Here is a 26,918-nt window from a genome sequence, read left to right as displayed (position 1 = left end):
CCCGACGCAAAACACGAACCGCTATACACGCAGGCATAAATACAGGTACATTTCCCCAATGCAGCCTCAGACGCGTTTACGCGACGCAATAGGCTTCAGTTCCCTATGGCTGCTGTTGTTTCTCACTTGTCTCGACGCGAAAGCGCAAGCCAATCCCTGCACCGCCGCTCCGATCGAAGTAGACGAGACCATCGCGTGGCTCCATGTAAAGTCTCGCCCTGTCTCCGTTCAGGATGGAAATGAAACCGTGGCAACCGTCGTGAACCAGCGCGTCTCAGGGGATGTCGCCTTTCGGGCCGACGTGGACATGAACGGTCATGTCCTCTCCATCAAGCCCCTGAGCGGACCACCCGGCCTGATCGACCTCTACGCCAACGCCGCCAAACACATCAGCCTTTATCCCTTCGTGAAGAATGGGCAGCCTGTCTGCGCATGGTTCACTCTCCGATACGCCGCCTTCAGCAACCTCACCAATGACCCCGACGCGAAAGCCTACCGCCGGATCGTGCCTCTGCTCGAGAAATGCGCAGCCGACTCCGCCGCCAAATCCAACCTCAACGCTCTCGCCACATGTCAGCGGGCAGCAGAAGCAGCCGACGGCTTATCCCTGCCGCGCAACGACAGCAAAAAAGTGGCCGCGTACAACTACTACGCATCCGCTCTGCTGCTCGACAAGCGTCCGAAAGAAGCGCTCACCTATGCCGAGAAAGCCATCGCTGCTTCCAATCTCGGCTTCATCCCAATCTCCGACAAGGCCGTCGCCTACGGGCTGCGCGGACAAGCCCGCGCGCTCACCGGCAACCCGCAAGGAGCCGATCAGGATCTGGCCAAAGCCGAAGATCTCGAATGGGCCACCTTCGACGTCCCACGCACCCCGCAACAAAAGAGCTTCGACTCACGCATCCTCAGCTCCATCCTGAACTTCCACGCACAAATCCTGATCAGTATGGGCAAGCCAACCGAAGCAGCCAAGCTGCACGAAGCCGCACAAAAGCTGCTGTGACCGTCAACGAACCATTTTCATCGGTCCGTCATTCTGAGGCGCAATCCGCCGAAGAATCCATGCGATGAGCGCAGGCCGCAACCCTCAATGACCTTCAGTCATCTGCGAACTTCAATAAACAAGAAAATTGACTTCTACGTTTACTTCAACCGGGACGGGCTTGCCTTGATAGGTCGCTGGCTGAAATTTATATCGCTGTACAGCTTCGATGGCATTTTGGTCAAGCCCCCTGAGTAAAAGAAATCAATGGTGATCCCGTTGACTGAGGTTGGAGTTGGACCGTTTGTCCTGCGCAGCAGGACGGCGGTGAAAGAGCGGGGCTTCAGCCCCGCGTTAGGACCTCCGCAAAGAGGGGCTTCAGCCCCGGGCTTTTCCCCGCTTCTACTTTGTCAAGAGGATGATCAGCAAGAAATCTTCCAACCCGCACATTCCAAAGCGAAAAAAGCGCAGGCAAATTGGCGTACTATTACCATCCAAATTGCTAAACTGGATATAGAGAGAAAAAAGCCCGCCAGAGATGGCGGGCTTTCGTGTTTTAGGCAAAATGCATCTTGAGCAAGTACGAAGCGCGGGTAGAAGCACCGGGCTTTAGCCCGGTGAAACAAAACCTGCAGTCAAAGGGGCTTTAGCCCCGGGTTTTCCACCGCCTCACGCGAGCCAGTAACCCAAATCATCTGAAGAATTTAGCCAAAACGTACGGGAGAGCCACAAGCCACGATCAGGCAAGAAAACGGGTGCCCCATTCTACGTTCTCGTCTTTTCGAGAACGTAGGGTGGGTCTAAGAAGACCGCGCGCAGCGCGCACCATATATAAGCCGGGTGCCCCATGTCTTGAAAAGACATGGGATGACACCATCGCCCCAATAAACACGCTCTCAGGAATCGGGTAAAAAAGACCGCGCAGAACGCACCCTAACCACCAGCAAAAAGAAGAATTTACGAAAAATATAGGGGGGAGCCAAACCCAATGTACAACGAGTGCCGACACATCTTCACCAGCGGACGCTGCGCGTCGAGCTGGTCGACAATGAAGGTCATCCATTGCGGATGCAGGATGAGAAGCACAAGCCTTTGAAGTACGACATCATTGCTCGCGACGGGTACCGGGCGAAGCAGGAAGTAGAATAGTTCTGGTCTGAAAACACGACTCAGGGATGGATCTTCTCGCCTCGTTCGAGCATTTCTACAAAGAGTGTGATTCGTCTGGCCCGTGTTTCCGCCTTTTTTGCGGTTTGCACGCGCCAGAGGATGGCGTAGCGATTGCGACCTTCCAACGTCGCGAAAAAGGCTTTTGCCTTAGGGTTCTTGTTCAGAGCCGCCTGTAGGTCCGCAGGAACAGCGGCTCTGGCGGGTGAATCATAGGCTTGCTCCCATCGTCCGTCTTGCTTCGCGCGTTCTACTTCTGCCATACCGGCGGCCTTCATCTTGCCGCATTCGATGAGAGCGAGAGCTTTTTCGCGGTTGATCTTTGACCAGATACTCTTGCGCCCGCGAGGAGTGAACTTCTGCAGCCACGCCTCGGAGTTGAGGCTCCGTTTCTGCCCATCGATCCAGCCATAGCAGAGGGAGGTCTCAATGGCCTCGGCATACGTGATTGAAGGTGTGTCAGAGGCCTTTTTCGCCAACTGCATCCAGGTTCCAGACGAGGTTCGATGATTTGCCTTCAGCCACCCCTCCCAGGCTTTTTGGTTGCTGAACGCCACAATGGGCAGCTCGGATTTGGGTTTCTCAGCCATCTGCGGAATTTTCGCTCGGATATCGCTCGACTGCAATTCTGTAACTTACTGAAAAATAGCGATGCGGGGACCTTTTTAGTCAATGCCCGGACTGCATTTTCCTCTCCCGGATGCGCTCACGGCTGCGGCATCATAAAATAGAGAATATCTCTGGGAACTAGAGAACATCTCCGTGGAGGATCATTAGGAATGGCAACCCCCAAAGCCGAAAAGACGACGAAACCCCGTAAGGCTCCTGCTAAGAAGAAGACGACCGTTGAGGCGGCAGAGCCAATTGTTATTCACCCAAGTCACGATCAGATTGCCGCTCTCGCGCAGAAATTCTGGGCTGAGCGCGGATATACCGATGGACAGGCTGAACACGACTGGCTACGCGCCGAGCGCGAGCTGAACCAGATGGCTTCCTAAAGCTATACTTTAACTTAATCTTCTAACTGTTTTGAAAGCGGCGCCGTAATCCGAGCGCCGTTTCTATTGCTGTAAAGCCGCCCGTGGCCAGCCGTCACGCCAGACGATGGTAGAAATCTGCAGCGCCGGTTTTCCGGCTTTGGCATCATAGGCGTGAAAAACCAGCAGGTCGTGATCGTCTGGTTGCATCCAGACCGACTCGCCGCCTGGGCCAAGCCAGCGGGTATTGCCGCTAAGCAATTCTGAGCCGGCTCCTTCTGCCATCGATTTGCTTTGCTTGTCCAAGTACGGCCCGGTGATTTTCTTTGCGCGCCCAACCATAGTTCGATAGGTGCTTTTCGTGCCGCGACAGCAGAGATCCCAGGAAACGAAGAGATAGTAGTAGTCGCCGTGGCGGACGATGAAGGGAGCTTCGACTGCCTCCCAGTCCGGGGGCAGACCCGGTTTTGCGGGTGCTGCGTCGGCAGGTTTACTGCGGGAGGCAAGTGAGTACAGGTGCGTGTCTTCTTTGGAGAGCAGTCCGGTTTTCTCGTCGAGGCAGCGCATCTTGATGCCGCTCCAGAAGCTGCCGAAGGCGAGCCACGCGTGGCCTTGAGCATCTAGAACAAAGTTGGGGTCGATGGCGTTGAAGTCGTCGCTTTCTACCGAACGCAGGACAAGGCCGTGGTCGACCCATTTGTAGTCTGGGCTAAAGCGGTCGAGTGTTTTGTTTGTTGCCAGCGCGATGCCAGAGGTGTTCTTTCCGAAGAGGGAATAGGCGTAGTAGATGCGGTATTCGCCATTTTCGTACGAGATGTCCGGCGCCCAGAGGTCGACGGTGCCGGGGCTGTCCTTGTGGATCCAGTCGGGGATCTGGTCGAAGACGTGACCGCAGAGCTTCCAGTCCGTCAGGTTTTCGGAGCAACGGATCTGGAACTGACCGCCGTCGGGTGTTTTGCCGGTGGCGAAGACGTACCAAGTTTTGCCTTCCTTCATGATGGAGGGATCGTGCGTTCCTTCGTAGTCGCCTGTCAGGGTGAGGGCCTGTGGTTGCTGCGCTGTACACAAGAGAGGTAGTGAGAGCAGGGCAACCAGGAGGACCTTTATAGCTTGGTTCATATTGTTGTGGCTTCCGTTGGGTAACCGTTTTCTAGTGGAGAAGAGTAGCACACGGTGACACCGTTGGTTTAGCGGTCAAAGTGAGTGAGCTGCTCGTGTTCTATGCTGCATTGAGTGACTGTCCATCAGGCTGAAGCCGTTGTGCTCCGCACCTGGCCTATTCATGAGGCCGACCTGATCGTGTCACTGCTGACGCGTGATCAGGGGAAGATCAAGGGCGTTGCCAAGGCTGCCAGCAAGAGCCGGCGGCGTTTTGGCGGAGCGCTGGAGCCGATGACGCACGTTCTGGCCAATTATGCGGAGAAGCCTCGGCAGGAGCTGGTTCGGCTGGATTCGTTTGAGATTGTTACATCTCCGCTTTCTGATTCGGTGGATTACACGCGGGCGGCGGCGTTGGCGTTCTATTCCGAGGTGCTGGAGGAGATTTTGCCGGATCGTGATCCGCAGGATGCCGTCTTTCGGTTGGTGCTGGCGGTTCTCGATCACACGAGAACGGGCGGTATCTGGATGCCGGTGACTTACTTTGCGCTTTGGATCACGCGGCTGATGGGGTGGATGCCCGATGTTCTGCATTGCACGGTCTGTGGCGAGGCGTTTGTCGGGCGGCCTGCGTATTGGCACGCGCATGCGGACGGGTTGGTGTGTGTTGATCATAAGAGGCTGGCGAGTTCTACGCTTTCCGTTGAGTCTCTGGCGATGGCGCTGCGCATCTTTCGGCAGCCGATTACAGTGTTTGCGAACGAAGATTGGCCGCGTAGCCGTGCGGCTGATCTTCGGCGGTTCGCAATACAGGGTTTGGAGCGGCATCTGGAGCGGAGGCTGACAACGGCGGTTGCGTTGGCGAAGCTTGGTGGATGATCGCCTGTGGAGAGTAGGTGCTGACTGAGGAGGAAAAGCAGATCCTTCCCCTTCCTCTTCGTTGCACTCAGAGTCGGGGTCAGGATGACAATTCATGTAGATGTGAATCGTTTAGAATCGCATCAGCGACTCATTCAGAGATTAGAGAGATTTGTGCGTGGCATCTGCCTCCGTTCTGACTAAGAAAGAACCCCTTACTTTTCAGCAATTGCTGTTTCGCCTGCAGAGCTTCTGGGCGGAGCGTGGGTGCGTTTTGCAGCAGCCTTATGACGTGGAAGTGGGCGCTGGCACGATGTCTCCGGACACGTTTTTGCGGGTGCTGGGGACGAAGCCGATCAACATTGCTTACGCGCAGCCGTCGCGGCGGCCTGCGGATGGGCGGTATGGGGAGAATCCCAACCGGCTGTACAAGCACACGCAATTTCAGGTGATTCTGAAGCCGCCGCCGGCGGATATTCAGGACGTGTACCTTGAGTCGCTGGCTGCGATCGGGATCGATCTGCGTGAGCACGATATCAAGTTCGAGGAAGACAACTGGGAGTCGCCGACGCTGGGCGCGTGGGGCATTGGCTGGCAGGTGATGCTGGACGGGCTCGAGATTACGCAATTCACGTACTTTCAGCAGTGCGGCGGCATCGATCTCGATCCGATCTCGGGCGAGATTACGTATGGGCTGGAGCGCATTGCGGCCTTTCTGCAGGATGTGGAGTCGATCTACGACATTGTGTGGGCGCGCGACCCAATTTCTGGCCGCGCGGTGACGTACGGCGAAGTGCGATTCGAGGAGGAGCTGCAGTTCTCGGTCTACAACTTTGAGGCGGCCGAGGTTGAGAAGCTGTGGGAGCATCTGCGGATGTACGAGGCTGAGTGCCAGACGCTGCTTGCGAGTTTCAACGACCTGCGGAAGCTCGAAGCGGGCAAGAAAGCGCACGACCGGATTCTGCACGACAATGGTCCGGCGGAACCAGAGCGGGATGTCGTGGTAGAAGTAAGGCGCTTTCCGGTGCTGAGTGCTTACGATCTGTGCCTGAAGTGCTCGCACCTGTTTAACCTGCTTGATGCGCGCGGCGCGATTTCGGTGACGGAGCGCGTGGGGGTGATTGCACGTATCCGCAATCTTGCGGTTGGAGTGGCCAAAGCCTACGCGGCGCAGCAGGAAGCCAAAGAAAGCCAGAATTAGACGATGCCAGATTTTCTCCTTGAAGTAGGACTTGAAGAGATTCCCGCGCGCATGGTTGCCGCGGCGCAGGCCGAGCTTGCGCGGCGCGTGGAAGAGCTGCTCGCGCGTGAGAGGTTGCTGAGTAGTTCGGTTGTGGCCAGCTATTCGACGCCTCGGCGTCTGGCCGTGCTGGTGAGCGGCGTTCTGGCCGAGCAGGCGGATGCTAAGGAGCAGCTGACCGGGCCTTCTTGGGCGGTCGCGTTTAAGAATGGTGCGGCGACTCCGGCGGCGCTGGCGTTTGCAAAGAAGGCTGGCGTTGAGGTTGGCGCGCTGCAGAAGGTTACGACTGCGAAGGGCGAGTATGTTTCGGCTGCGGTGCTGCGCAAGGGACGGTCGACTGCTGAGGTACTGACCGAGCAGCTCCCGAAGGAGTTGGCTTCGCTCTATTGGCCGAAGAACATGTACTGGCGCGCAGGCAAGCCGGAGCGGTTTGTGCGTCCGGTGAAGTGGCTGCTGGCGATTCTCAATCATGCGATCGTTCCTGTGGAGTTTGCCGGCGTGCATGCGGGCAATCTGAGCTATGGGCATCGCATTCTGCACGGCGATCATGCGGTGACGATCAACAAGCCTGCCGACTACGTTGCAGCGCTGGAATCGGCGAAGGTGCTGGTCGGTGTTGAGGCGAGGCGGCAGCGGATTCGCAAGGCTCTCGATGCCGTGACACGTACGGTTGCCGGCGCGCGGTGGCGGGAGGACGAGGCGCTGGTCGATACCGTGACGCATCTGACGGAGTGGCCTTCCGCGCTGTTGGGCAACTTCGAGGCGGAGTATCTTTCGCTGCCGGAAGAAGTACTGGTGACGGTGATGCGCGATCACCAGAAGTACTTTGCCGTTGAGGATGCGAATGGCAAGCTGGCTCCGCATTTCCTGGCGGTGCTGAATACTGAGGCGAACGAGCAGGGAATTGCTGTGATTCGGCACGGCAACGAGCGCGTGTTGCGCTCTCGCTTTAGCGATGCTCGGTTCTTCTGGCACTTTGACCAGAAGATTCCGCTCGAAGATCGCGTCGAAATGCTCAAGTCCGTGACTTTCCAAAAAGACCTCGGCAGCTATTACGAGAAGATGGTGGCGACTTACCGAATCGCGCAAAAGCTGGGCATTGAGGTTGGACAACAAAAGCTCGATTTCGAAGCCTTACGGACTGCTGCTCGACTTGCCAAGACTGATCTCACTACTGAACTCGTCAAGGAATTCACCGAGCTTCAGGGAATCGTCGGTGGCCTTTATGCTCGAGCTCAGGGTCTTGGCGAAGCGGTTGCGCAGGCCATCTATTCGCAGTACACGCCCGCTTCAACAGAAGATGCGATTCCTCCGACGCCTGAGGGGCAACTACTTGGTATTGCCGATCGCTTTCAATCCATTGCGGCCATGTTTGCAATTGGACTTGAGCCGACTGGATCGAAGGACCCGTTTGCTTTGCGCCGCGCCGCGAATGGTGTGGTGAAAATTCTGGCTGAGTCTGAATTATCACTAACGTTCTCTCATTTGAGAAATGCTGCCGGTGAAGCAGGAATTACGATCCATGACTCCCTTGCGGCGTTCTTCCGCGAGCGGGTTGAGTTTTATCTGCGCGATGTGCGCGGCTTCAACTATGACGTGGTGAATGCGGTTCTGGCTGCGAGTTTCAATGATGTCCGCGATGCGATTGCGCGGGCCGAGGCACTCACTGCGGTTCGCGGGTCGGAGGATTTTGCCGCGATTTCGGCGGCGTTCAAGCGGATGAAGAACATTGTGCGGCAGGCTTCGGAAAAGGGCCTTGCTTCAGATGGCGCTGTTAGCAGTTCGTCGCTGGCCGATGCTGCCGAGCGCGGGCTCTTTGAGCATTCGGATCGGCTGGCTCCGGTGGTGGAGAATTTGCGTTCGGAGCATAAGTATCGTGAGGCGCTGGAGCAGATTGCTACGCTGCGTCCGCATGTGGATTTGTTCTTCGATAAGGTCATGGTGATGGTCGATGATCCGGCGGTGCGGCAGAACCGTCTGGCATTGATTGCCAAGGTGCTGGTTGGGTTTTCTTCGATTGCCGATTTCTCGGAGATGGTTACGGGTTAGCTGGGTGGTTCTCCGGGGCTAGTAAGGAGCGCGCTTTGCGCCGTCGGGAGTGATCCGCTGCGTTCGACCTTGAGCGGATGGGTCTTCCACCCAACACGCGAAATTCGCGCGTGTTGGGGACCCGGCCTGCGGCAGCAAGGTACGCCGTTTCTCGACGGCGATCTTATTCAGAGGGCTGAAGATCACCCCAAGATGCGAACACCGCGCGTCTCGGGGACCCCGATTGCCCTCTGCTTCTACCTTGAGGTGCTTTGCACCTCTTTCTGTTTTTTCTGTGCTGGTTTACGGGATGTGGTTCTCTAGCGCAACGCTCAAAGTTCGCTCGTTGGGCCAGGGTTCTACCCAACTCACAAAATCGCGGTTGGAAATCCGGCTTCGTAAGATCCCCACCACATGACAAGCTCGGATTTGCACCGGCTACACGGACATTACTGAACGCAAGCGCGCGCATTTATCAGTAGTAACTCCGTCCTTGAATTGCAAGCCTCGCGCAATGAGCAACATACCCTGAATTCAGACAACCCGGAAAACAAGGTATTTATGTTGACAAATCGTGCTTCTATATGATAAAGAGTCTCACCCTCGGCTAATTACCAAAGGAGAGGAGTGCACGAACATGAGACTTACACAAAGGCTTTCTGCGGCGGTTTGCCTTTCTATCTTGTCGTACGGCGTCGTCCAGAATATTTCGGCGCAAGAACCGGACGAGATACCGATATCGGTGTTAGCGAATGCTCGCCCGCGCGTCTGGGCAGGGCCGGTTAAGCCAAAAGTCTCTCGCTTGGCGAGCGTCAATGCAAGTGCGATTCCGGGGATCGATACATTAGTAAACTTCACCGGGTCCTTCACCGCGCCGGGTTACGATCCCTTCGGCAATTTCAACGAAACGTGGTACTACGCCATGGTCGGCCGGTCGCCGGATGGCCATGGTCCAACGATCCTGAACGCTCCGATCATTCCGGTATCGCTTGACCTGCGAAACTTTGACGGGTCGCCGCGCTACGTGAATGGGCAGCGCCTTTACTCCGACGCGACGCAATACGTCCAACGAGTGCTAAATTCGCCTGTCTTTTCGTATTCGCGCTACACGAGCAGCGAAAGGCCGACGCAATTCGCCGATGCCATTCAACGTGCTGAATTCTTCAAGGGACCCGAAGACGATTGGCACACGCTGCTGGTGCCAAGCGTGAAAACGCCCCGCGTGATGACCTTGATTGAGGGGACCTATCAGTTCGCGCTGAACCCGGATGGCTCGTGCTGCGCGGCTGTCTTGATCGACTCCAACACGTTCATTGACCTGTTGTTCCCGCCAACCTTCCCCGTTGACAATTCCACCGTAATGGGTGCGGCGGAACTGGCTGGAGACATTACCACGGCAGACGTTTCGACGTTTTTGTTTCCCAGCGCTTACCTGTACACCGGCTCCGATTGCTGCACCCTCGGTTTCCATATGTTCGATTTTGAGCCGGGCATACCGGCCAACGGCAACCGCCCCCGGTTCTACGTGATGAATTATTCGAGCTGGATCACCCCCGTCGCTTTTTTGGGAGGCGTATTGTCAGACGTCGTCATACTGAGCCACGAAATGGCGGAAACCTTTAACGATCCGTTTCTGGCCTTCGACGGCGTTCACGGCGTTACTCCCTGGTGGCTGGCGCCAAACGGCCAATGCCAGGACCTTCTCGAAGGTGGCGATGCGATCGAGAACCTGCCCGATTCACTCTACCCGATTACCCTGAACGGCTTCGATTACCAGACGCAGAACATCATGTTGCTGCCCTGGTTCGCTTTCCAATCGCCTTCGCCGGCAATCGATCATGCGTACAGCTATCCGAACACGAACGTGGTGAACGCCCTGTCCCCGCAGCTGTTGAAGCCCGGCTGCCAATAGAAAACGGTGGGCCGCACAGGCAGGGTTGTGGAAGGCAATCGTCCCGAGGAGGATTTCGGTGGATACTCAAACTGTCTCTGGTTCCAGGGCACGAGCATAGACCTAAACGAACAATTGGCGGCCTTGCACCGTCTATCTTGCAGGGGATCGACAGCCCTAATAATAAAGATCCCATTCTCATTTTCGGAGAGCCACCCCTTGAACTCAGAAGTGCGAGAGGAGAAGTTGGATGTGGTCCGGTACCAGGCTGACATTTCGGGGAATTACGCGCGCAATTTTTGCGCGGTTGCGAAAGAAGGCGACGGCGAATGGCATTTCCGTTGATTGCCCGGCGGGAGAAGCGGTGAAAGATGGGGCCAGGATTCAGTGGAAATATGATCCAGACGCGGAACTGCTGGAAGTGGAATGCGTCCATGCACCGTTCTGGATCGACAGGGCGCGCATCAACCAAAGACTGAGCCAGGAGATCGAAGCCACAGTCAGGGCGGACCGCGCCGCATGAGTCTTACAAAGAGGCGTGGATATAGAAGAGATAAGTTCTTCGGTATCACGTCTATCGCGAATCTTCGCGCTTGCGAATTCATCTAAAAGACATCAACCCAGTATGGAGATTGAACAACGTGGCGGCTTTTTGTGCGTGCTGTGGAGCAGAGATTACTTTGAAGGCGGAAGCGTGTCCTATTTGTGGCACACCTCGGCACGGCATGGTGCAGCCTGATCAACTACTTGATTTAGAGATTGGCGTGGACGCGCCACGAAAAGTCATTGAAGTTGATCGGAAGCTGACTGGACCGCAGTCATGCAAGTGGCGGTAAATCCACTGTAAGTCTTGCCAAGACCTGAAGAATTCTCCATTCGTGCCCGCTTCGCTCGTTACCGCCGCTGACAGCAAGCATGTTGAGGTCGCTCCGCGTGATTCTATTGCCGAAGGCATTTCGGCGACGGCATGGACTTCTATTCCTCTTTGCGCAGATTGCGCGTCGGAGTTTCCCGCATCTGGTTGGTTGCTGTTGGCTGATTCAGTTCCAGATTCTTGTTGCAGGGCTTGTTCTCCCTCCGCATTCAGCCTGGCCTCTTCTGCTTTTCGGGCGCTCAGTTCTTCGGCTTGACGGAGCAGGATTTCGCCGAGGCTGGGCGGGCGTTTTCTGGCGGCGGCTTCTTCCGGTTCGGGGCTCTGCTTTTCCGGGCCGATGAGGGTGCCGTCTGCGTGTTCGTGGGCTTCGCGGACGGTCTGCTCAATGGCTGCTGCTTCCTGCACGGCCATGGCGGCGCGGTGACGGTTGTTCTGCGAGGCTACCTGCAGGCCGTAGATGATGATGCGGGCGCGACGCGTGTCGATGCGGTTGGCGGCTAATGCCAGGACGACGTCGGAGATGGCCAGTTGGATGGCGTCGGCGTCTTCGAGTGGCGACAGGTTGAGGGTGGTTTCTTTGGGTTCGGTGTAGGGCTCGTAGGGTTGGTTCGCAGGTGATGGGCGGCGGCGAGTCTTGTGGTGGAAGTAGCAGAAGTCCTCGGCCTTGAGGGCGGGTGACTGGCATGCTCGAACGAGGCGAGAAGATCCATCCCTGAGTCGTGTTTTCAGACCAGAACTATTCTACTTCCTGCTTCGCCCGGTACCCGTCGCGAGCAATGATGTCGTACTTCAAAGGCTTGTGCTTCTCATCCTGCATCCGCAATGGATGACCTTCATTGTCGACCAGCTCGACGCGCAGCTTGCGATAAGTGCCATCCTGCTTCACATTTGTTGGGTGGTAGCTCAGCACATATTGGTTGCGGATGGTGTCATTGATCTGGTGAAAAATGTCCGGCATCTCGCCGACAAAGCGAGGGAAAAACGCCTGGCCACCCGTCATCCGGGCGAAGGTCGTCATCTGGTTGTCCGCCTGGAGATAGTCCAGATTGCGGATCGGCCCCATCATGCCGGCGCCGTCGGCCATGATGCGCGCCGTCTGCCCCGTGCCAATCGAGAAGATCGTAACGTTCGGCGTAGCCTTGATCTTCTGGAGGACCTTATCAAGATTGATCTTGCTGAAAGTGTCGCGACCCGACGAAATGAGGACAACGTATTTGCGTCCCTCGACGCGAGTCAGCCGGTCCAGAGTGGTATAAAGCGCATCGAAAAGATTCGTCTCGTGCCAGGTGGGAATCGTAAGCGAATTCAACGACTCATAAATGAGGCGCTTGTCCTGCGTAAAGTCTGTAAGAATCTGCGTATGCATGTCGTAGGTCACGACAGCGATATAGTCATCCGCCTTTAACTGTTGAGCAAAGGTGTATGCAGCGTTCCTCATGTCATAGATGAACGCGTAACTGTTAGCCGCAAACTCAACCAGTAGAACGGCCGTAATTGGCGCTTGAATGCGCTGAAAGCTAGTAATGTCCTGAGTCACGCCGTCTTCGTAAACTCGGAAATTGTCCTTTTGCAGGTTCGGCACGAACTGATGTGTCTTCTCAAGAATGACTCCCACATCTACGTTCACTACCGGAACATCGACGCGCAGCGAGAAGTTTTGCAGTCCCGGCGGATTTTTCACCTTGGGCTCTGGCGGCGGAGGCGGAGGCGCTGTTTCTGATTCCTTCTTCTTGGGAATCGCAATCGCACCATTGTCGCCGCCGGGACCGCCTGCATCAGGCGACGCCTGGTCCGGCTGCTGTTGGCCTTGCTGATTCGGCTGAGTTTGTTGCTGCTGAGTTTGCTGTGGGGTCTGTTGCGAAGATTGCTGCGCAGGAGCAGCGCCCTGGCAGAACACCAGAGCAATCATAAGAACTGAAGCAAAGATCTGACGAAGTCGGGGACCAGTAACCGGAACTCTCATGCGTGAACCCATTGTCAAACTTTGAGGCATCCTCCTGCAAGCACCGTGAGCAACAAAGGTTTTCGTCACCACAAACCCAAAAATGCTCTACTCTGTAGACGTGGGTATTCGCCCAAAAGACATCGTCCTGCTGATTTTCTTTGGCGCTTCGGCGTTTGCGGCGCAAACTGCGTCTTTACCGGCCGTCCCGCCGCCTTCCACTGCCGGCTTCTATCCTTTGGATCAGGTGCATCGCGGACTGCATGGAGTTGCCTACACGGTCTTTGAAGGCGTGAATCCCGAGCCGATGAGCGTACAGATTCTTGGCCTCCTGCACAACGCTCTTGGTCCCGGACAAGACATGATCCTCGCCAGGCTTGAGGGCGCCAAGCCAGAGTACACAGGCGTCGTCGCAGGCATGAGCGGCAGCCCGGTTTACATCGATGGCAAACTGCTGGGAGCCATCAGCTACCGCATCGGAGCCTTCAGCAAGGAGCCTATTGCAGGCATCACTCCGATCGGCCAGATGCTTGAAGTCGCGCACCAGAGCTCCGATTTGATTGCGGCCAACAGCAGCTCCCCTTCATTTAGCCAGACAGCGAGCGTGAAGGATACGCCGCCACTACCGGCCGTGAATCAAGAGACAGTCGAGACCAGCGCAATTCGCCCCATGGACATGCCGCTCGTCTTCAACGGATTCAGCCAGGAAGCGCTTGATCTTTGGAAAGAACATTCGCCTGCGCTGGGCCTCAGTGCCGTCGCGGGCATAGGCGGCTCGTCGAGCAATGAAAAGCAGCCCGAGCCAATCGTTCCCGGTTCGGCAGTCAGTGCGTTGCTGATGCGCGGTGATCTTGAGATTGCGGCAACCTGCACTGTCACCTACGTCGATCCAAAGCAGCTGCTTGCCTGCGGACATCCGATTACGCAATTCGGCCCCGTCTCCATGCCGATGACGAAGGCACAGGTCGTGGCTACTTTGCCGTCCCCGCTTTACGCCTTCAAGATCATCAACACGACGGAGACAGTCGGCTCTTTCACCGAAGACCGCGAGTCGGCAATTCGTGGCGCCTTCGGCCAGCAGGCCAGGATGATTCCGGTGACGGTGAACATCACGGGCGAACAGACGCCTCGCGCCCTGCACATCGAAGTGGTTGACCAACCGCAAATCACGCCCTCGGCCGTCATGGTTGCGGTCTTCCAGGCGCTGATGCAGCGCAATACTTTCACTGCGGAAACCAGCTATCGCGTTCGCAGCACCGTCAATGTCTCGGGCTATCCCGCAGTGCACTTTGGCGGACTCGCAGCACCCAGCGACATGGCCCCGGCAAATCTTCTTGCCGCATTGATGGTCGGCGAGCGCTTTTCGCGCTTATACGACAACGCCGCGCGTCAGACTCCCATCCGCAGCGTAGACATCGAAGTCGAAGCCATCCCCAAGCATCTCGCAGCACAGCTTGAAAGCGCGCAGAGCACCGTACCCATCGTCCATCCCGGCGAAACCATCACGATTGAGGCAACTATCCGGCCTTGGCGAGGAGAAGTACGCAACGTGCGTATTCCGATCAAACTGCCTGAGGTCTTGAGCGAAGGTCATGTGCGCCTTCTCGTAAGCGACGGCAGCACACTCGACCGCATTACGCAGACAACGCGCTTCGGGAACCAGGATCTCGATGTAGCGGCAACTATCGAGCAGCTCAACAGTCTCCACGAGAATGATCGCCTGTACGTTACGTTGCTGGAGCCATCGCCTCAGGCCGTTCTCGATGGCCGCACGCTGTCAACCGTACCGATGTCCATGGCGAACGTTCTTGAGCCTCTTCGCCAGAACCAGAAGCTCACGCTCAACGGCGAATCGGCCGTTCCGATGGCGTCCGTTCCCATCGACAACGTACTCAGCGGACAACAGGTACTGACGCTCCGGGTGGAGTAAAGGCCTGATCATCGCTTTTGAAATCCAACTTATCTGCGGTCGTCGCCATTCCCGCTTGAATGCCGCGCCAGGGCCTTGTCCGGCATGCAGTACTCGACATCGTCGTGAGAGACAAGCAGGGAACGGTTTCCGCCTGAATACTTAGCCCTGTACATGGCAATGTCAGCGGCTCGCCAGAGCTGTGCGCCTTCCGTTCCATGATCGGGGTAGAGCGCAACTCCAACGCTGGCCGAGAGCTGCATCTCCACGCCATCGACGGTGAACGGGTGCCGAAACTCCGTTAGCAGATCGGCAGCCACCTTCTCCGCATCCCCGCCGTGCAGCAATTCGCCAATCACGACAGTAAACTCTTCGCCGCCGGTGCGGGCCACTGTATCGGATTCACGCAGCCGGTTCGTTAGCCGGTTCGCGATCTCCTGCAGACAGGCATCACCGGTTGCATGCCCATGGTTGTCGTTGATTTGCTTGAAGCGATCCAGATCAATGCACAGAATCGCGGCCTTATGCGCGTAGCGCGATGCATTCTCCAGCGTGTGACGCATACGCTGCTCGAACAAAAAACGGTTCGGCAGATTCGTCAATGAATCATGATGCGCTCGATGCACCAGTTGCTCGTGCAGGCGCTCGCGATCGGTCACATCCTGCACCAGTGACAGGCGCGCGTCGCAGCCCTCAAACTCAATGGGATGGGATGATATCTCCGCCTGAAATTCGCTGCCGTCCCTTCTGCGCTGGGTCCACGGTCCCGTTACCTTGATCGAGCTGTGGGTATCGGCAAGTAACCGCTCTACTCCAGCTAAAGCCGCAACTTCATGCAGATCACCAATGCTCATGTGGAGAAACTCTGGCCGGCTGTATCCGTATTCCTCTAAGGCCGCGTCGTTCACCCGCAGGAAGGCAAACGTCTTCGTGTCGTAGATGAACATCGGGTGAGGATTGCTGTCGAAAAGCACCCGATACTGCTCGCTCTGCCAATGCGCCGTGTATATCTGGTTTTCCAGCAGAGTGAGAATCATGCCGAATTCGACGAAATATTTGGGCACATTCCAGAGTTCCCCGGGAACACTCAAATGAGGGAAGAAATGGGCTATCGTTAACGCCGTCGGAAAGACCGCAGCCCACGCCAGCAACCCCGCCGAAGCAGTGATAACGCCCGCTGAAAGACGACGAAAGTCGTTCCAGTAGAGAACCGCATTGATCAAAAAGAGCTGGGTAAGGATGGCGTAGATGCCGATGTCCGCGTCTTGCCTGCTGATCAGCCACAACAACCATGCTCCACAACCGACCACCGTCAGGTTGTTTGCCCACAGCACAATTCTTTGCTGCCGGTTGAATCGCCAGCCAATCCAGAGAGCCATCGCCTCGCCCGCTATGGCAAACAGGCTCAACGGCCATACAGCCGCGTAGCCGAAGATCACTAGGAAGACATAGATCAGAGGCGGAATGCTGAGCACCGCTCCCACCCAGATCAAACTCTTATTGCGGAGAGCAAACGCCGACGACGCGAGCACAAAGCAGATACCGCACAGTACAAGTCCGCTCATCCCGAGCGCGACCTGAATCTCCTGCCAGAAGAGCGCCGGGACCCGGGGCAGCAAAACTGCAAAATGCGCCAGAGCAAATAGCCATCCGGCGATCCAGTAACGCAGACGCCGCGATGGCACCTTCCGGTAAATCACTCCGAAGAGCAGCACCAGAAGGCCGAGTATCAGGATGTCGAGCAGCCTGTCTTGCATGGAGATGGAGGTCCCTCTACCTCACCATCGGCGGCTTCTACCGGGGTATGAAGAAAATCGCAAAAACGCAAAACGGCGGCGAAAGGCCACTACAAACGAGAGCGGCAGCTCCATGGGGGAAACTATCCAAAACAGAACAACAAGGACATCAATAACTTACGAGCGACTTATCCTCATGGTGGGTAGTCCGGAGCTTACAATCTTTGTCTCCGAGGCGACCGCGATGGATTTCTTCGCCTTCCACCAATTACCCCTACTTTATCGCAAAATGGGCGGATCTCATCAACTCAAATCGTTTCCGATCACGTTTGGGGAACCAATATGGAACTGACCATCTCGGGAGCTTGCGCGTGGTTTCATCCCAGGGGCCTTGAAGACTTATGGATCTCATGGTGGGCAGTGCAGGGCTCGAACCTGCGACCTCCTGCTTGTAAGGCAGGCGCTCTAACCAACTGAGCTAACCGCCCATGAACGGCCCGGTTCTATCGGGCCAGAACCGATAGTCTTGATTCTAACAGTAAGGGACGGCTGAACCCGAAACAAATGCGCCCGAAATGCGCAGATGCAGCGCTGATACACTGGCCGCTGTGCGCCGCCTCATCGTCAACGCAGATGACTTTGGATTAACCGCCGGAGTAAATCGGGCGGTGGTCGAATTGCACTGCGCACGTGCGCTTTCTTCCGCGACGCTCATGGCGACAGCCTCGCACTTTACCGAGGCTGTATCCTTGGCAAACCAAAACTCAACTCTCGGCGTAGGCTGCCATGTTGTTCTCGTCGATGGAACACCCGCACTGCCTCCAGTCCAGATCCCATCCCTGGTCGATGCCTCATCCGAAAATGAAACCCGCTTTCGGCAAAAGTTGAGCACATTCGTCGCCGAGCTGCTGCGCGGCCGCATCAAGGACACAGAAATTGAAGCCGAGGCCACCGCGCAAATCAAAAAACTGCAGCAAACTGGAATCCACGTCACCCACGTCGACACCCACAAGCACACGCACATATTCCCCGGTGTTCTTCGCCCATTGTTGCGGGCAGCGCTCGCCTGCGGAGTCAAGGCCATCCGCAATCCCTTCGAACCGAACTGGAGCCTGAATGCAACCGCCAACGCCGGCCATGTCCGCAAGATGCAGGTGCGTTTGCTGCGCTCGCAGAGTTCGGCCTTCAGCGAAGAAGTCAATCGCGCCCGCCTGCTCACCACCGACGGAGCGATCGGCGTCCTGGCCACCGGCACACTCGACGCGCTGACTATCCGCAATCTGTTGGCAGCCATGCCCGACGGCACTTGGGAGTTGGTCTGCCATCCCGGCTACAACGACGAAGCCTTGCAGCAGGCAAACACCCGCCTACTCGAATCGCGCGACGTGGAGCGTACCGCCCTGCTCGAAACCATTCCTCACGCAAACGCAGAACTCATTCACTTTGGGCAGCTTGCGTGAATCCGTTTATCATGCGGTAACGTCAAATGCAGAGACTGCGAGCCAGCATGAAGATTGGAATTACCTGCTACCCCACCTATGGCGGCAGCGGAGTCGTAGCCACCGAACTCGGCATTGAACTGGCTGCCTGTGGGCATCAGGTCCACTTCATCACCTATTCACAACCTTTCCGGCTCACCGGACGTGAGCAGGGTATCTTCTACCACGAAGTCCCGGTCTCGAACTACCCGCTCTTCGAATACCCTCCCTACGACCTGGCTCTAGCCTCGCGCATGGCCGAGGTTGCTGAATACTACGACCTCGACCTGCTGCATGTGCACTACGCGATCCCTCATTCCGTGAGCGCCCTCCTGGCGCGACAGATGCTTGCAGCGCGAGGGCGCCACCTGCCGTTTGTAACGACTCTGCACGGCACAGACATCACCCTGGTCGGCCTCGACCGCGCCTACCTTCCGATCACGCAATTCGCCATCGAAGAAAGCGACGGAGTCACGTCCATCTCGCACTACCTGCGCGAACGGACAGTCAAGGAATTCAAAATCAAGCGCGAGATCGAAGTCATTTCCAACTTCGTCAATTGTGATTTCTACATGCCGCTCCCGCCCGAGCTTCGCGCAGAGAAGCGCCAACGCTACGCCGCGCCCGACGAGAAGATCCTGATTCACCTTTCAAATTTCCGTCCCGTCAAGCGCGTCACTGATGCCGTAGAAGTATTTGCGCGAGTCGTCGAAAAGATCCCGTCCCAACTGCTTCTCATCGGCGATGGACCCGACCGCTCAGCAGCGGAATGGCTGGCCCACAGGAAAGGCATTCAGGAGCGCGTTCACTTTCTCGGAAAGCAGGAGAGCGTTAACGAACTGCTTCCGCTCGCCGATCTCATGCTCATGCCAAGCGAGTTGGAATCCTTCGGCCTCGCAGCGCTCGAAGCCATGGCCTGCCGCGTCCCGGCCATCGCAACCAAAGTCGGCGGCGTGCCTGAGTTGATCGAAGATGGCGTCAACGGTTGTCTCTTCCCTGTCGGCGACGTGGACGCGATGGCCGATGCGGCCGCGGAACTGCTCCTCGATCCTGAGAAGCTCGAAGCCTTGGGCACGGCCGCGCGGCAGACGGCGCAGAAGCGCTTCTGCGCCTCAAAAATCATTCCTCTTTACGAAAAGTATTACGAGCGCGTGCTTGAGCGTGCCGGAAGCGGAGTTGAACCCGTCTCGCCGTCATCGTAAGCAGCCGCAGGCATCTCCATGGTGATATGCGTCCCACGGCCCGGACGACTTGTCACATCAAACGTCGCCGCATCGCCAAAAAGCACCTCCAGGCGCTCGCGCACATTGCTCATGCCGATGCCAGTACCCTGATGCAGCACTCCGCTGGAATGAGGCCGTCCCGGCGCAATGCCCACGCCATCGTCTTCGACTTCGATCATCAGCTTTCCGCCATTCACCCGGCTGCGAATCGTGATGGTTCCACCGCTGATGCGCGGCTCCAGCCCATGCTTGATGCTGTTCTCGATCAACGGCTGCAAAATCATACTCGGAACCGGCATCTCCAGCGTCACGGGATCTATCTCTTTCACCACCTTCAGCTTGTCCGCTCCAAAGCGCACCACTTCAATGCCGAGATAGTCGTCGGTAAAACTCAACTCGTCGCGCAGCAGCACGTACGAGTCGTGCTCCTTGAGCAGCGCCCGCAGAATGTTGGCCAGCTTCACAATCAGCTCGCGCGCCTGTTCAGGCCGAAATCGCACCAGTGATGCAATCGAATTGAGCGTATTGAACAGGAAATGCGGATTGATCTGCCGCTGCAGCGCATCGAGACGAGCTTCCAGCAAAAGCCGTTTCTGCTCTTCCAGCTTCTGTTCGATGCGAATCGTGTTCCATATCTTCAGTGGAATGCCGACCACCATCGCCGCGCTCGCCCATATTGCAATCCGCACCCACCAGTTCTCCGACGTCAGCGCAAACAGCCGGCTGGGATACACATTGTGCAGCCAGCCACGGCACATCTCGAGCCCTGCAATCAACACCAGCAGCAGAACCTGGCGGTCGAAGCGCGGCTGCCGCAGGTTGCGGCGCACCCAGCGGTAAATGCTCAGGTCGACAAAAGGCGAGAAAGACCAGATCTCTTCCTCTTCGACAAAGGTCCCGTAAAGACTCGCAATCAGCGCAACTGCAACGTTGAACGGAAGCGATAGATATTCGTGATGCAGCATCGCCGGAAGCGACAGGAGCGCTCCACCGGCAATCGCCGAAAACGGCCCCATCAGGACGCCGAGCAGGATGGTCGTCTCGAACGAAATATCGGCGGCCAGAAAATTCGGCACCGTAACCCGCACCCAGACCCCAAGCGTAAGCGGAATGCAAATGAAAGCCAGCAAACCCAGCATTTGCCCCGCGTTACGCACCTCGGTAAACAGCAAACGCTGGAAGGTACGCGCCCGGGCCAGCGCGCTGGACGTAGCCGCGGCCACGCCGAGCTTCACCAGCAACGTAATCAGGATCAGCCGCTGCTCGTACACCCTTTAACTCTACCCCTCCTGCAACTTTCCGGTCACAGTTTCATCATTACTATGTAACTCTTTTGCTGTTACGAATAAGGAACCGCCTGCGTTCGTATAATGAAACCCATGCCGTTTGAAAGTGTAAAGAAAGTTGCCGATGCCGATTTCCCCACACGCTGGGGCCACTTCCGCATCCTCGGATTCGAAGGCGTCGTAGCCCATCCCGAGCCATGCAATGGCAACACTCCGGCGCCCGCAAAGCGCATTGAAGCTGCCGTAGCCCTCGTCATGGGCGATATCCACTCCGAGCCGCCCATCATCCGCATCCACTCACAGTGCCTTACCGGAGACGTCTTTCACTCCCTGCGCTGCGATTGCCGCCTGCAGCTAGAGCTGGCTCTCAGAACCATCACCGAAGCAGGCGCGGGCATTCTTCTCTACGAGCAGCAGGAGGGCCGCGGCATCGGCCTGATGGCAAAACTCAAGGCCTACGAATTGCAGGACCAGGGCTTCGACACCGTAGAGGCAAACCTCGAACTCGGCTACAAACCCGACTGCCGCGAATTCGAGTTGCCCGCTGAAATCCTGAAGCAGCTCGGCGTCCATGCGGTACGCCTCATCACAAACAACCCCGAAAAGGTTGAAGCTCTAGAATCAGCCGGCATTCGCGTCGTCGAACGCATCTCCGCCGCCGTTGAGCCGGAAGAAACCTTCGAGCGCTACCTGCAGGTGAAGCGCGAAAAGATGGGCCACATCCACGAAGAGTTGGAAGCCAAAACTCGCTAGGTCCATTTCCTAAATATTGGGAAGGCCGTCATTCTGACGACCAACGGGAGGAAGAATCTGAACGATGTTGGGTCAGGAACAACTTGCAACTCTGAGAACCACTCTGCCAAACGCCCAATGATTGGGAGATGAAACCACTTCCATCGCCCTGCCTGAATCACAGATACGAGCCACGCAACTGAACAAAACAAAGTGCCGAATGCCTCGACAGGTCGCGCCCAAGAAATACGGACGATGAACGGTGTCCATATCGCGAATAGCAAAAGACACTGAAAGGAATGAAAACGAAGAAAAGGGCTTTGCTGTTTGCGTTGAACAAACAGAAGATATAACAGTGGGATTACAACCCCGAAAACATAGCAACTCGTTCCGTTGGGTGTTTCCTCGTATACTTCCAGATTTTGCGTCTTCGATCCCATGGCAGCCCTACTTCCCCGCCATCAACACCTTCGCCGTAGTCACAACCTGTCCAACATGCCGCTGCGTATGATCCGCCAGATGCACCAGCAATCCACCAACACTCGTAGGCAATTGCTTCTTCCCAACAAACCGATCCTGTTCCAAATCCCCCGCCGCCAAAGCACGCACACGCAACGCCGCATCCTCCAGCCCACGACTGAATTCAGCAAAAAGCTCTTCACGAATAGCGCCCGGATCCATCTCGCTCTTGAGCAAAGCAATCTGCTCCGCTGACAGCTGATTCCCTTCCGCATAAGCGAGCAAACGATCCAGACTCCGGGCAATATGCCGAAGATGAAACACAATCGGCGCCAGCTCAAACGGACGAGCGTTCAGATCAGCCTCACTTAGCGACTCGCACCAGCGATTCACATCTTCCTGCGCCAGTTCAAACGCATGTAGGACTCCGCGCGCCACCGCAGGCAATTCCGTCAATGTGCCACGCAGCCATGGTTCCGGTTGCAGCGCTGGAGCTACTTTCGTTTGCAATTCATTCATACTTCTCAAAGCCCTTTCTTCTGACGAAACTCCCGCACCACCACTGCCGGATCGCGATGCTCCCCGTCAACAGCTTCATTCATGGAGCGCATGTCGTCTGCTGATACTTTACCCTGAAGCTCATTGATTGCGGCCCCCATCGCAGGCCAGCGCTTCAGAGCAGCATCGCGAACCAGCGGCACAGCCTGATACGGCGGAAAGTAATGCTTATCGTCTGCAAGCACCTTCAAACCAAGCGCAGCAATCGGACCATCCGTCGAGTTACCCGCAATCATGTCCACCTGATGCGAACCGATCGCCCGATACAAAAGCCCAAGGTCCATCGTGACGGGCGCTTCCTTGAACTTCAGTCCATACGCCTTGCTCAGCCCCGGCAGCCCATCGGGACGCTGCTCAAATTCATAACCCACGCCAAGAATCCATTGCGGCGTGTACTGTGCAGCCTCACTCAAGGTCGTGAGATGAAATCGCGTCGCGTCATCGCCACGAACAATCATGGCAAAGGTATTCTCGAAACCCAGCGGATCCATGACCGTAATATGATGCCGTTGCTGATACAAATTCCGCACGGTCTCGAGCACCGCATCAGGATCGCGATTCAACGGCTGCTTCAAAATCGCCGTCAGCGCCGTGCCCGTGTACTCCACGTACGCGTCGATGCGACCTGAAATCAATGCCTGATTGCAAATGTAACTTCCCGCCAGATAAAAGCGGCGCTCCACCTTCATGCCGGTCTTCGCTTCAATCTGCTGTGCAAGCAATTCGCCAAGCACAACCTGCTCAGTGAAGTTCTTCGCGCCAATCACCGGATGATTCGGATGCGGCGGGCCACAACTTGTCACCAAGAAGCCAAGAAGTAAGGCGAGCAAAGTGCAAACATGGGTGCCCCAGGTCTGCGAAGAAGACCTGGGGTCCTTCGCAGGATAACGCCCAGTCACGCCTTCGCCGCCCCAGGCACACGAAGCCAGTGCTCAACCAACCCCAGCAGAGCATCCGCGCCAAGCGCCAGCAGAGCCGCAGGAATCGCCCCAGCCAGCACCAGCCGATTATCCACCGACGCAACACCGCGAAAAATAAATTCACCCAGCCCGCCCGCTCCCACAGCAGCCGCAATCGTCGCAATACCAACGCACGTCACTGTCGCCGTGCGTAGCCCGGCAAGAATCACGCCAGCCGCCAGCGGCAATTCCACCTTGAAGAGCCGCTGCATATCCGTCATACCCAGCGCGCGCGCAACTCCAGTTACAGTAGGATCGACACCACGAATCCCCGCGTACGTATTGCGAACAATCGGCAACAGCGCATACCCGGTAAGAGCAACAATGGCAATGCGCGCTGCCTCTTCACCCAGCCACGGCAACGGCAGCAGAAAACCAAACATCGCCAAGCTGGGAATCGTCTGCACAATATTCACAAAACCGAGAACCGGCTTCGCCCAGTTTGTGTGCCTTGTCAGCCAGATGCCGGCAGGCACACCGATCGCAATCGCGCAAAGCATGGCCGCGCCTGTAAGCCAAAGATGCTCGAAAGTCAGTGACAGAATCTGATCGCCATACTGCGCCAGAAATCCGCTCATCGTTGTTCCTGCCTTAGATCTTTCTGGCCACGATGAAACGCCTCGGCGTACGCCTTAACCGCCGGAATCTCCGAACGCAGAAAATCCTCCGCCGCTACATCCGTCACAACACGACCCTCTTCCAGCAGCACAATGCGCGACGCGAGATACAGCGCCTCATCCAGATCGTGCGTCACGATCAGCACCGTCTTCTTCAACCGATTCAGCAGATCGCGCAGCATGTCCTGCATCTCGGCGCGTGTCAGCGGATCAAGCGCTCCAAACGGCTCATCCATCAACAAAAGCGATGGCCCTGCCGCCAGTGCCCGCGCCAGGCCAACGCGCTGCCGCTGCCCCCCGGAAAGTTGATGCGGATAGCGCTCCGCAAACTTCTCCGCGTCCAACCCCACCTGATCGAGCAGCCCACCAACCTTTTCCTTCGGAAGCCGCTTGCCATTCAACTCAGGAACCAGCCCCACATTCCGCGCCACCGTAAAGTGCGGAAACAATCCTGTCTCCTGAATCACGTAGCCAATACCGCGCCGCAACGTGATCACGTCGTGCTGCTCGCATTCCATGCCGCGAATGAAGACGGTCCCATCCGTCGGATCGAGCATGCGATTCACCAGCCGCAGCAGCGTCGTCTTGCCTGACCCGCTGCGACCCAGCACTGCCGTCGTCGTTCCCTCTTCCAGACTCAGATGAACTCGGTCGAGCAACACGCGGCCCTCCGCTGTCTTCAGGCTCACCTCCCGAAATTCAATCGCTGCCGCCATGATCCTCGTAAAAACAGAAAAGCCGGGCGTTCGCTGCCCGGCTCTCTTTATCTCACATCAGCGAGTCTTATGCTCCCTCGCTCGTTGTCGGCTCTGCTTCGGCTATCGGCTCAGGTTGCGCAGCGCCCTTCACGCGCACCACCGTGATTTTCGAAAAACCTTCCTTGAAGTTCGGCGGACGCAGACGTTCTGCCATCTTCTGCATCACCTCGTCGCTCACCACGCGCTCGCGACGCCGGTTCCGCTCCATGCAAACCTCAAACGGAACATCGAAGAAGACCGCCTGCACCTCGTAGCCGAAGCTCTTCGCCATCTTGATCCACTGCCGCCGCTCATGCGGAGAGAGATTCGTAGCATCCACATAGTTCCACGGCATCTTGGCAATCAATCTTGCCCGCAGCAGTGACCGCAGCGTCGAAAAGACCAGCCCCTGATACCGCTGCTCCGTGATGTCATCAAATAGAATCGTCCGCAGCAGATCACTCGACAACGGCGTAACGCCGCGTCTCTTGAACCACGTCGTCTTGCCTGATCCAGGCAGCCCGATCGTCAGCACCACAAATCCACGCGGACTGCGTTGTGCCGCAGCCTGTTGCTCCGGTGGCGGCACCGCAAGCGATTCCGGCTGGGTCTCGACTACAAGCTTGCCGGCTGGCTCTGCTTCAGATGCCTGAGGCTCCGTCGTCTGCTCCGGTTCCCCCGCCGCATCCGCAAATACCCCAAAAGGCTCACCTGCGACTTCGTCATGCTGCTCTGCGGCTTCTTCCGCTTCACCGGCAGCCTGTGCTTCCGGATAGGTGGGCCGCAAAGGAGCGGGTTGGTTGGCAGGTATCTCCTGCCCTATCTTTCCAGTGGACTCCGAAGTATTCGGTCCACGCTTTGAGCGTCGTCTCATTCGTTCGCGCATCCATTCGCGCATGATTGAGGATGTAACACAGTCCCCCGCCCCGCCGCAAACTACTGTGTTGAAAAGCCTAAAATTGCGAATAAATTTTCCTGATCCGCCCCAAAGACTTTCTTGATGTTGACGACAGTGCTAGCATCGATATTTGGTGGCGCCCGGCGGTGCCCGCGCATCGGGGTCCCCAAAACGCGCGGTGTTCGCGTTCTGGGGTGACTATCACCTGCACTCTAGTCCCTCTAAGCAAAAACAAAGGAGAAGTATCAATGGCAGTTAAGGTTGGCATCAACGGTTTTGGCCGCATTGGACGTAACGTTTTCCGCGCAGCACTTGGCAATCCTGAATTGGACATCGTCGCCGTAAATGACCTCACCAGCCCGGCAACTCTCGCCCACCTGCTCAAGTACGACTCGATCCTCGGCAACCTGAAGAACAACATCGTGGCAGGCGAAGATCACATTTCCGTCGACGGCAAGAAGATCAAGGTCTACGCTGAGCGCGATCCCGCCAAGCTCGACTGGAGCTCCGTCGGCGCAGAAGTCATCGTCGAATCGACCGGCATCTTCACCGATGCTACCAAGGCCAAAGCCCACCTCCAGGGATCGGTCAAGAAAGTCATCATCTCCGCGCCTGCCACTAACGAGGACATCACCGTTGTTCTCGGCGTCAACGAAGACAAGTACGACGCAGCGAAGCACAACATCATTTCAAACGCCTCCTGCACAACCAACTGCCTGGCGCCCGTCGTGAAAGTCCTGCACGAGACCTTCGGCATCGTCTCCGGCATCATGACCACGATCCACAGCTACACCAACGATCAGGTCATCCTCGACTTCCCCCACAAGGATCTCCGTCGCGCCCGCGCCGCTGCCATCAACATGATCCCCAGCTCCACCGGCGCCGCCAAGGCACTCAAGCTCGTCATCCCCGAGATGGCCGGCAAACTCGACGGCTTCGCAATCCGCGTCCCAACCCCGAACGTCTCCGTCGTCGATCTCACCTTCATCTCCGAGAAACCCGTAACCGTGCAGTCCGTGAACGAAGCATTGAAGAAGGCCTCCGAAGGCGGACTGAAAGGTATCCTCGGATACGAGACCGGCGAACTCGTATCGAGCGACTTCAAGGGTGACGCCCGCTCCTCGATCGTCGATTCGCCGCTGACGAAGGTCGTCGGACAGTCGGTCAAGGTCATCAGCTGGTACGACAACGAATGGGGCTACTCGAACCGTGTTCGCGACCTCATTCTCTTCCTCGCGAAGAAGGGCCTGTAGTTCTAGTCTGATTGCA

At 56.9% G+C, this 26,918-nt stretch carries 24 protein-coding genes, 1 tRNA gene and 1 pseudogene; 14 read left to right on the top strand and 12 right to left on the bottom strand.

The genetic code is table 11. The features are described from left to right. Positions 1–58 precede the first annotated feature (58 nt). The gene (locus H7849_RS07300; protein WP_186745315.1) at positions 59–1,003 is read left to right on the top strand and encodes an energy transducer TonB; all 945 of its coding nucleotides are present in this window, start codon (positions 59–61) and stop codon (positions 1,001–1,003) included. A 111-nt stretch (positions 1,004–1,114) separates the two neighbouring features. On the opposite strand, the pseudogene H7849_RS07295 reads toward H7849_RS07300, so the two are convergent. Beyond that, a pseudogene (locus tag H7849_RS07295) lies at positions 1,115–1,216 on the bottom strand (energy transducer TonB); the annotation flags it as partial. Positions 1,217–1,981: 765 nt separating this feature from the next. On the opposite strand from H7849_RS07295, the gene H7849_RS07290 reads away from it, so the two are divergent. Beyond that, a complete protein-coding gene (locus H7849_RS07290; RefSeq protein ID WP_251106676.1) occupies positions 1,982–2,131 on the top strand; it encodes a hypothetical protein in 150 nt (49 codons plus the stop codon). Between the two features lie 20 nt (positions 2,132–2,151). Here the strand turns inward: H7849_RS07290 and H7849_RS07285 are convergent, their stop codons facing one another. Continuing rightward, positions 2,152–2,739 (bottom strand): YdeI/OmpD-associated family protein, encoded by a 588-nt coding sequence (locus H7849_RS07285; RefSeq protein WP_186745314.1) that lies wholly within the window; start codon positions 2,737–2,739, stop codon positions 2,152–2,154. Between the two features lie 189 nt (positions 2,740–2,928). On the opposite strand from H7849_RS07285, the gene H7849_RS07280 reads away from it, so the two are divergent. Next, a complete protein-coding gene (locus H7849_RS07280) occupies positions 2,929–3,147 on the top strand; it encodes a DUF2934 domain-containing protein (protein WP_186745312.1) in 219 nt (72 codons plus the stop codon). A gap of 63 nt (positions 3,148–3,210) precedes the next feature. Here the strand turns inward: H7849_RS07280 and H7849_RS07275 are convergent, their stop codons facing one another. Further along, the gene (locus H7849_RS07275; protein ID WP_186745310.1) at positions 3,211–4,245 is read right to left on the bottom strand and encodes an arabinan endo-1,5-alpha-L-arabinosidase; all 1,035 of its coding nucleotides are present in this window, start codon (positions 4,243–4,245) and stop codon (positions 3,211–3,213) included. A gap of 114 nt (positions 4,246–4,359) precedes the next feature. Between H7849_RS07275 and recO the strand changes: the two genes are divergently transcribed. The 6 genes from recO (at position 4,360) to H7849_RS07245 (ending at position 11,616) form a co-directional block, all read left to right on the top strand. Next, entirely contained in the window at positions 4,360–5,103 is a 744-nt protein-coding gene (recO, locus tag H7849_RS07270; RefSeq protein ID WP_186745308.1) for a DNA repair protein RecO, read from the top strand. A 157-nt stretch (positions 5,104–5,260) separates the two neighbouring features. Then, positions 5,261–6,283, top strand: coding sequence for a glycine--tRNA ligase subunit alpha (locus H7849_RS07265; RefSeq protein ID WP_186745306.1), 1,023 nt, complete (start codon positions 5,261–5,263; stop codon positions 6,281–6,283). Positions 6,284–6,286: 3 nt separating this feature from the next. Further along, positions 6,287–8,371, top strand: coding sequence for a glycine--tRNA ligase subunit beta (gene glyS / locus H7849_RS07260; RefSeq protein ID WP_186745304.1), 2,085 nt, complete (start codon positions 6,287–6,289; stop codon positions 8,369–8,371). A 616-nt stretch (positions 8,372–8,987) separates the two neighbouring features. Beyond that, positions 8,988–10,262 (top strand): hypothetical protein, encoded by a 1,275-nt coding sequence (locus tag H7849_RS07255; protein ID WP_186745303.1) that lies wholly within the window; start codon positions 8,988–8,990, stop codon positions 10,260–10,262. Positions 10,263–10,491: 229 nt separating this feature from the next. Further along, a complete protein-coding gene (locus tag H7849_RS07250) occupies positions 10,492–10,764 on the top strand; it encodes a hypothetical protein (protein WP_186745301.1) in 273 nt (90 codons plus the stop codon). Positions 10,765–11,307: 543 nt separating this feature from the next. After that, positions 11,308–11,616 carry a hypothetical protein gene (locus tag H7849_RS07245; protein WP_186745299.1) on the top strand — a complete coding sequence of 103 codons (309 nt, stop codon included), beginning with the start codon at positions 11,308–11,310 and terminating at the stop codon, positions 11,614–11,616. A 235-nt stretch (positions 11,617–11,851) separates the two neighbouring features. On the opposite strand, the gene H7849_RS07240 is transcribed toward H7849_RS07245, so the two are convergent. Further along, positions 11,852–13,024: a VWA domain-containing protein gene (locus H7849_RS07240; RefSeq protein ID WP_186745298.1), complete on the bottom strand. Its 1,173-nt coding sequence runs from the start codon at positions 13,022–13,024 to the stop codon at positions 11,852–11,854. 136 nt (positions 13,025–13,160) lie between these two features. Here H7849_RS07240 and H7849_RS07235 point away from each other — a divergent pair, with 136 nt between their 5' ends. Further along, positions 13,161–14,987 carry a SpoIVB peptidase S55 domain-containing protein gene (locus H7849_RS07235; RefSeq protein ID WP_186745296.1) on the top strand — a complete coding sequence of 609 codons (1,827 nt, stop codon included), beginning with the start codon at positions 13,161–13,163 and terminating at the stop codon, positions 14,985–14,987. Positions 14,988–15,016: 29 nt separating this feature from the next. On the opposite strand, the gene H7849_RS07230 is transcribed toward H7849_RS07235, so the two are convergent. Continuing rightward, positions 15,017–16,723 carry a sensor domain-containing diguanylate cyclase gene (locus tag H7849_RS07230; RefSeq protein ID WP_186745294.1) on the bottom strand — a complete coding sequence of 569 codons (1,707 nt, stop codon included), beginning with the start codon at positions 16,721–16,723 and terminating at the stop codon, positions 15,017–15,019. A gap of 390 nt (positions 16,724–17,113) precedes the next feature. Next, positions 17,114–17,190: transfer RNA gene (locus tag H7849_RS07225), tRNA-Val, on the bottom strand. Positions 17,191–17,277: 87 nt separating this feature from the next. Between H7849_RS07225 and H7849_RS07220 the strand changes: the two genes are divergently transcribed. Together H7849_RS07220 and bshA are read left to right on the top strand one after the other, a co-directional pair. Next, entirely contained in the window at positions 17,278–18,162 is an 885-nt protein-coding gene (locus H7849_RS07220) for a ChbG/HpnK family deacetylase (protein WP_186745292.1), read from the top strand. Between the two features lie 47 nt (positions 18,163–18,209). Further along, entirely contained in the window at positions 18,210–19,382 is a 1,173-nt protein-coding gene (gene bshA, locus H7849_RS07215; RefSeq protein WP_186747285.1) for an N-acetyl-alpha-D-glucosaminyl L-malate synthase BshA, read from the top strand. Here the strand turns inward: bshA and H7849_RS07210 are convergent. Then, positions 19,322–20,674, bottom strand: a complete 1,353-nt coding sequence (locus H7849_RS07210; protein WP_186745291.1) for a sensor histidine kinase — start codon at positions 20,672–20,674, stop codon at positions 19,322–19,324. The genes bshA and H7849_RS07210 overlap by 61 nt on opposite strands. 108 nt (positions 20,675–20,782) lie before the next feature. Between H7849_RS07210 and ribA the strand changes: the two genes are divergently transcribed. Then, complete coding sequence (gene ribA / locus H7849_RS07205; protein WP_186745289.1) at positions 20,783–21,442, top strand: GTP cyclohydrolase II; 660 nt, start codon at positions 20,783–20,785, stop codon at positions 21,440–21,442. A 426-nt stretch (positions 21,443–21,868) separates the two neighbouring features. Here the strand turns inward: ribA and H7849_RS07200 are convergent, their stop codons facing one another. The 5 genes from H7849_RS07200 to H7849_RS07180 form a co-directional block, all read right to left on the bottom strand. Then, entirely contained in the window at positions 21,869–22,399 is a 531-nt protein-coding gene (locus tag H7849_RS07200; protein ID WP_186745287.1) for a DinB family protein, read from the bottom strand. 5 nt (positions 22,400–22,404) lie between these two features. Next, positions 22,405–23,241 carry a glycine betaine ABC transporter substrate-binding protein gene (locus H7849_RS07195; protein ID WP_349627458.1) on the bottom strand — a complete coding sequence of 279 codons (837 nt, stop codon included), beginning with the start codon at positions 23,239–23,241 and terminating at the stop codon, positions 22,405–22,407. A gap of 92 nt (positions 23,242–23,333) precedes the next feature. Next, the gene (locus tag H7849_RS07190; protein WP_186745285.1) at positions 23,334–23,975 is read right to left on the bottom strand and encodes an ABC transporter permease; all 642 of its coding nucleotides are present in this window, start codon (positions 23,973–23,975) and stop codon (positions 23,334–23,336) included. Further along, the gene (locus H7849_RS07185) at positions 23,972–24,730 is read right to left on the bottom strand and encodes an ATP-binding cassette domain-containing protein (RefSeq protein ID WP_186745283.1); all 759 of its coding nucleotides are present in this window, start codon (positions 24,728–24,730) and stop codon (positions 23,972–23,974) included. The genes H7849_RS07190 and H7849_RS07185 overlap by 4 nt, the downstream gene beginning before the upstream one ends. Positions 24,731–24,797: 67 nt before the next feature. Further along, complete coding sequence (locus H7849_RS07180) at positions 24,798–25,625, bottom strand: ATP-binding protein (RefSeq protein ID WP_186745281.1); 828 nt, start codon at positions 25,623–25,625, stop codon at positions 24,798–24,800. A gap of 272 nt (positions 25,626–25,897) precedes the next feature. On the opposite strand from H7849_RS07180, the gene gap reads away from it, so the two are divergent. Continuing rightward, the gene (gene gap / locus H7849_RS07175; RefSeq protein ID WP_186745279.1) at positions 25,898–26,902 is read left to right on the top strand and encodes a type I glyceraldehyde-3-phosphate dehydrogenase; all 1,005 of its coding nucleotides are present in this window, start codon (positions 25,898–25,900) and stop codon (positions 26,900–26,902) included. Positions 26,903–26,918: the final 16 nt, after the last annotated feature.

The organism is Alloacidobacterium dinghuense (assembly GCF_014274465.1).
Classification (GTDB): Bacteria; Acidobacteriota; Terriglobia; order Terriglobales; family Acidobacteriaceae; genus Alloacidobacterium; species Alloacidobacterium dinghuense.
This window is presented reverse-complemented; position numbering and strand designations above follow the sequence as displayed.

What these genes read in the sequence shown, in the direction of transcription:
- ribA (WP_186745289.1), top strand. Translation starts at nt 20,783, where the DNA reads ATGCCGTTTGAAAGTGTAAAGAAAGTTGCCGATGCCGATTTCCCCACA.
- H7849_RS07220 (WP_186745292.1), top strand. Translation starts at nt 17,278, where the DNA reads ATGCGCAGATGCAGCGCTGATACACTGGCCGCTGTGCGCCGCCTCATC.
- H7849_RS07180 (WP_186745281.1), bottom strand. Translation starts at nt 25,625, where the DNA reads ATGAGACGACGCTCAAAGCGTGGACCGAATACTTCGGAGTCCACTGGA.
- gap (WP_186745279.1), top strand. Translation starts at nt 25,898, where the DNA reads ATGGCAGTTAAGGTTGGCATCAACGGTTTTGGCCGCATTGGACGTAAC.
- H7849_RS07240 (WP_186745298.1), bottom strand. Translation starts at nt 13,024, where the DNA reads ATGATTGCTCTGGTGTTCTGCCAGGGCGCTGCTCCTGCGCAGCAATCT.
- glyS (WP_186745304.1), top strand. Translation starts at nt 6,287, where the DNA reads ATGCCAGATTTTCTCCTTGAAGTAGGACTTGAAGAGATTCCCGCGCGC.
- H7849_RS07230 (WP_186745294.1), bottom strand. Translation starts at nt 16,723, where the DNA reads ATGCAAGACAGGCTGCTCGACATCCTGATACTCGGCCTTCTGGTGCTG.
- bshA (WP_186747285.1), top strand. Translation starts at nt 18,210, where the DNA reads ATGAAGATTGGAATTACCTGCTACCCCACCTATGGCGGCAGCGGAGTC.
- H7849_RS07190 (WP_186745285.1), bottom strand. Translation starts at nt 23,975, where the DNA reads ATGAGCGGATTTCTGGCGCAGTATGGCGATCAGATTCTGTCACTGACT.
- H7849_RS07185 (WP_186745283.1), bottom strand. Translation starts at nt 24,730, where the DNA reads ATGGCGGCAGCGATTGAATTTCGGGAGGTGAGCCTGAAGACAGCGGAG.
- H7849_RS07280 (WP_186745312.1), top strand. Translation starts at nt 2,929, where the DNA reads ATGGCAACCCCCAAAGCCGAAAAGACGACGAAACCCCGTAAGGCTCCT.
- H7849_RS07300 (WP_186745315.1), top strand. Translation starts at nt 59, where the DNA reads ATGCAGCCTCAGACGCGTTTACGCGACGCAATAGGCTTCAGTTCCCTA.
- H7849_RS07285 (WP_186745314.1), bottom strand. Translation starts at nt 2,739, where the DNA reads ATGGCTGAGAAACCCAAATCCGAGCTGCCCATTGTGGCGTTCAGCAAC.
- H7849_RS07275 (WP_186745310.1), bottom strand. Translation starts at nt 4,245, where the DNA reads ATGAACCAAGCTATAAAGGTCCTCCTGGTTGCCCTGCTCTCACTACCT.
- H7849_RS07255 (WP_186745303.1), top strand. Translation starts at nt 8,988, where the DNA reads ATGAGACTTACACAAAGGCTTTCTGCGGCGGTTTGCCTTTCTATCTTG.
- H7849_RS07200 (WP_186745287.1), bottom strand. Translation starts at nt 22,399, where the DNA reads ATGAATGAATTGCAAACGAAAGTAGCTCCAGCGCTGCAACCGGAACCA.
- H7849_RS07250 (WP_186745301.1), top strand. Translation starts at nt 10,492, where the DNA reads ATGTGGTCCGGTACCAGGCTGACATTTCGGGGAATTACGCGCGCAATT.
- H7849_RS07235 (WP_186745296.1), top strand. Translation starts at nt 13,161, where the DNA reads ATGCTCTACTCTGTAGACGTGGGTATTCGCCCAAAAGACATCGTCCTG.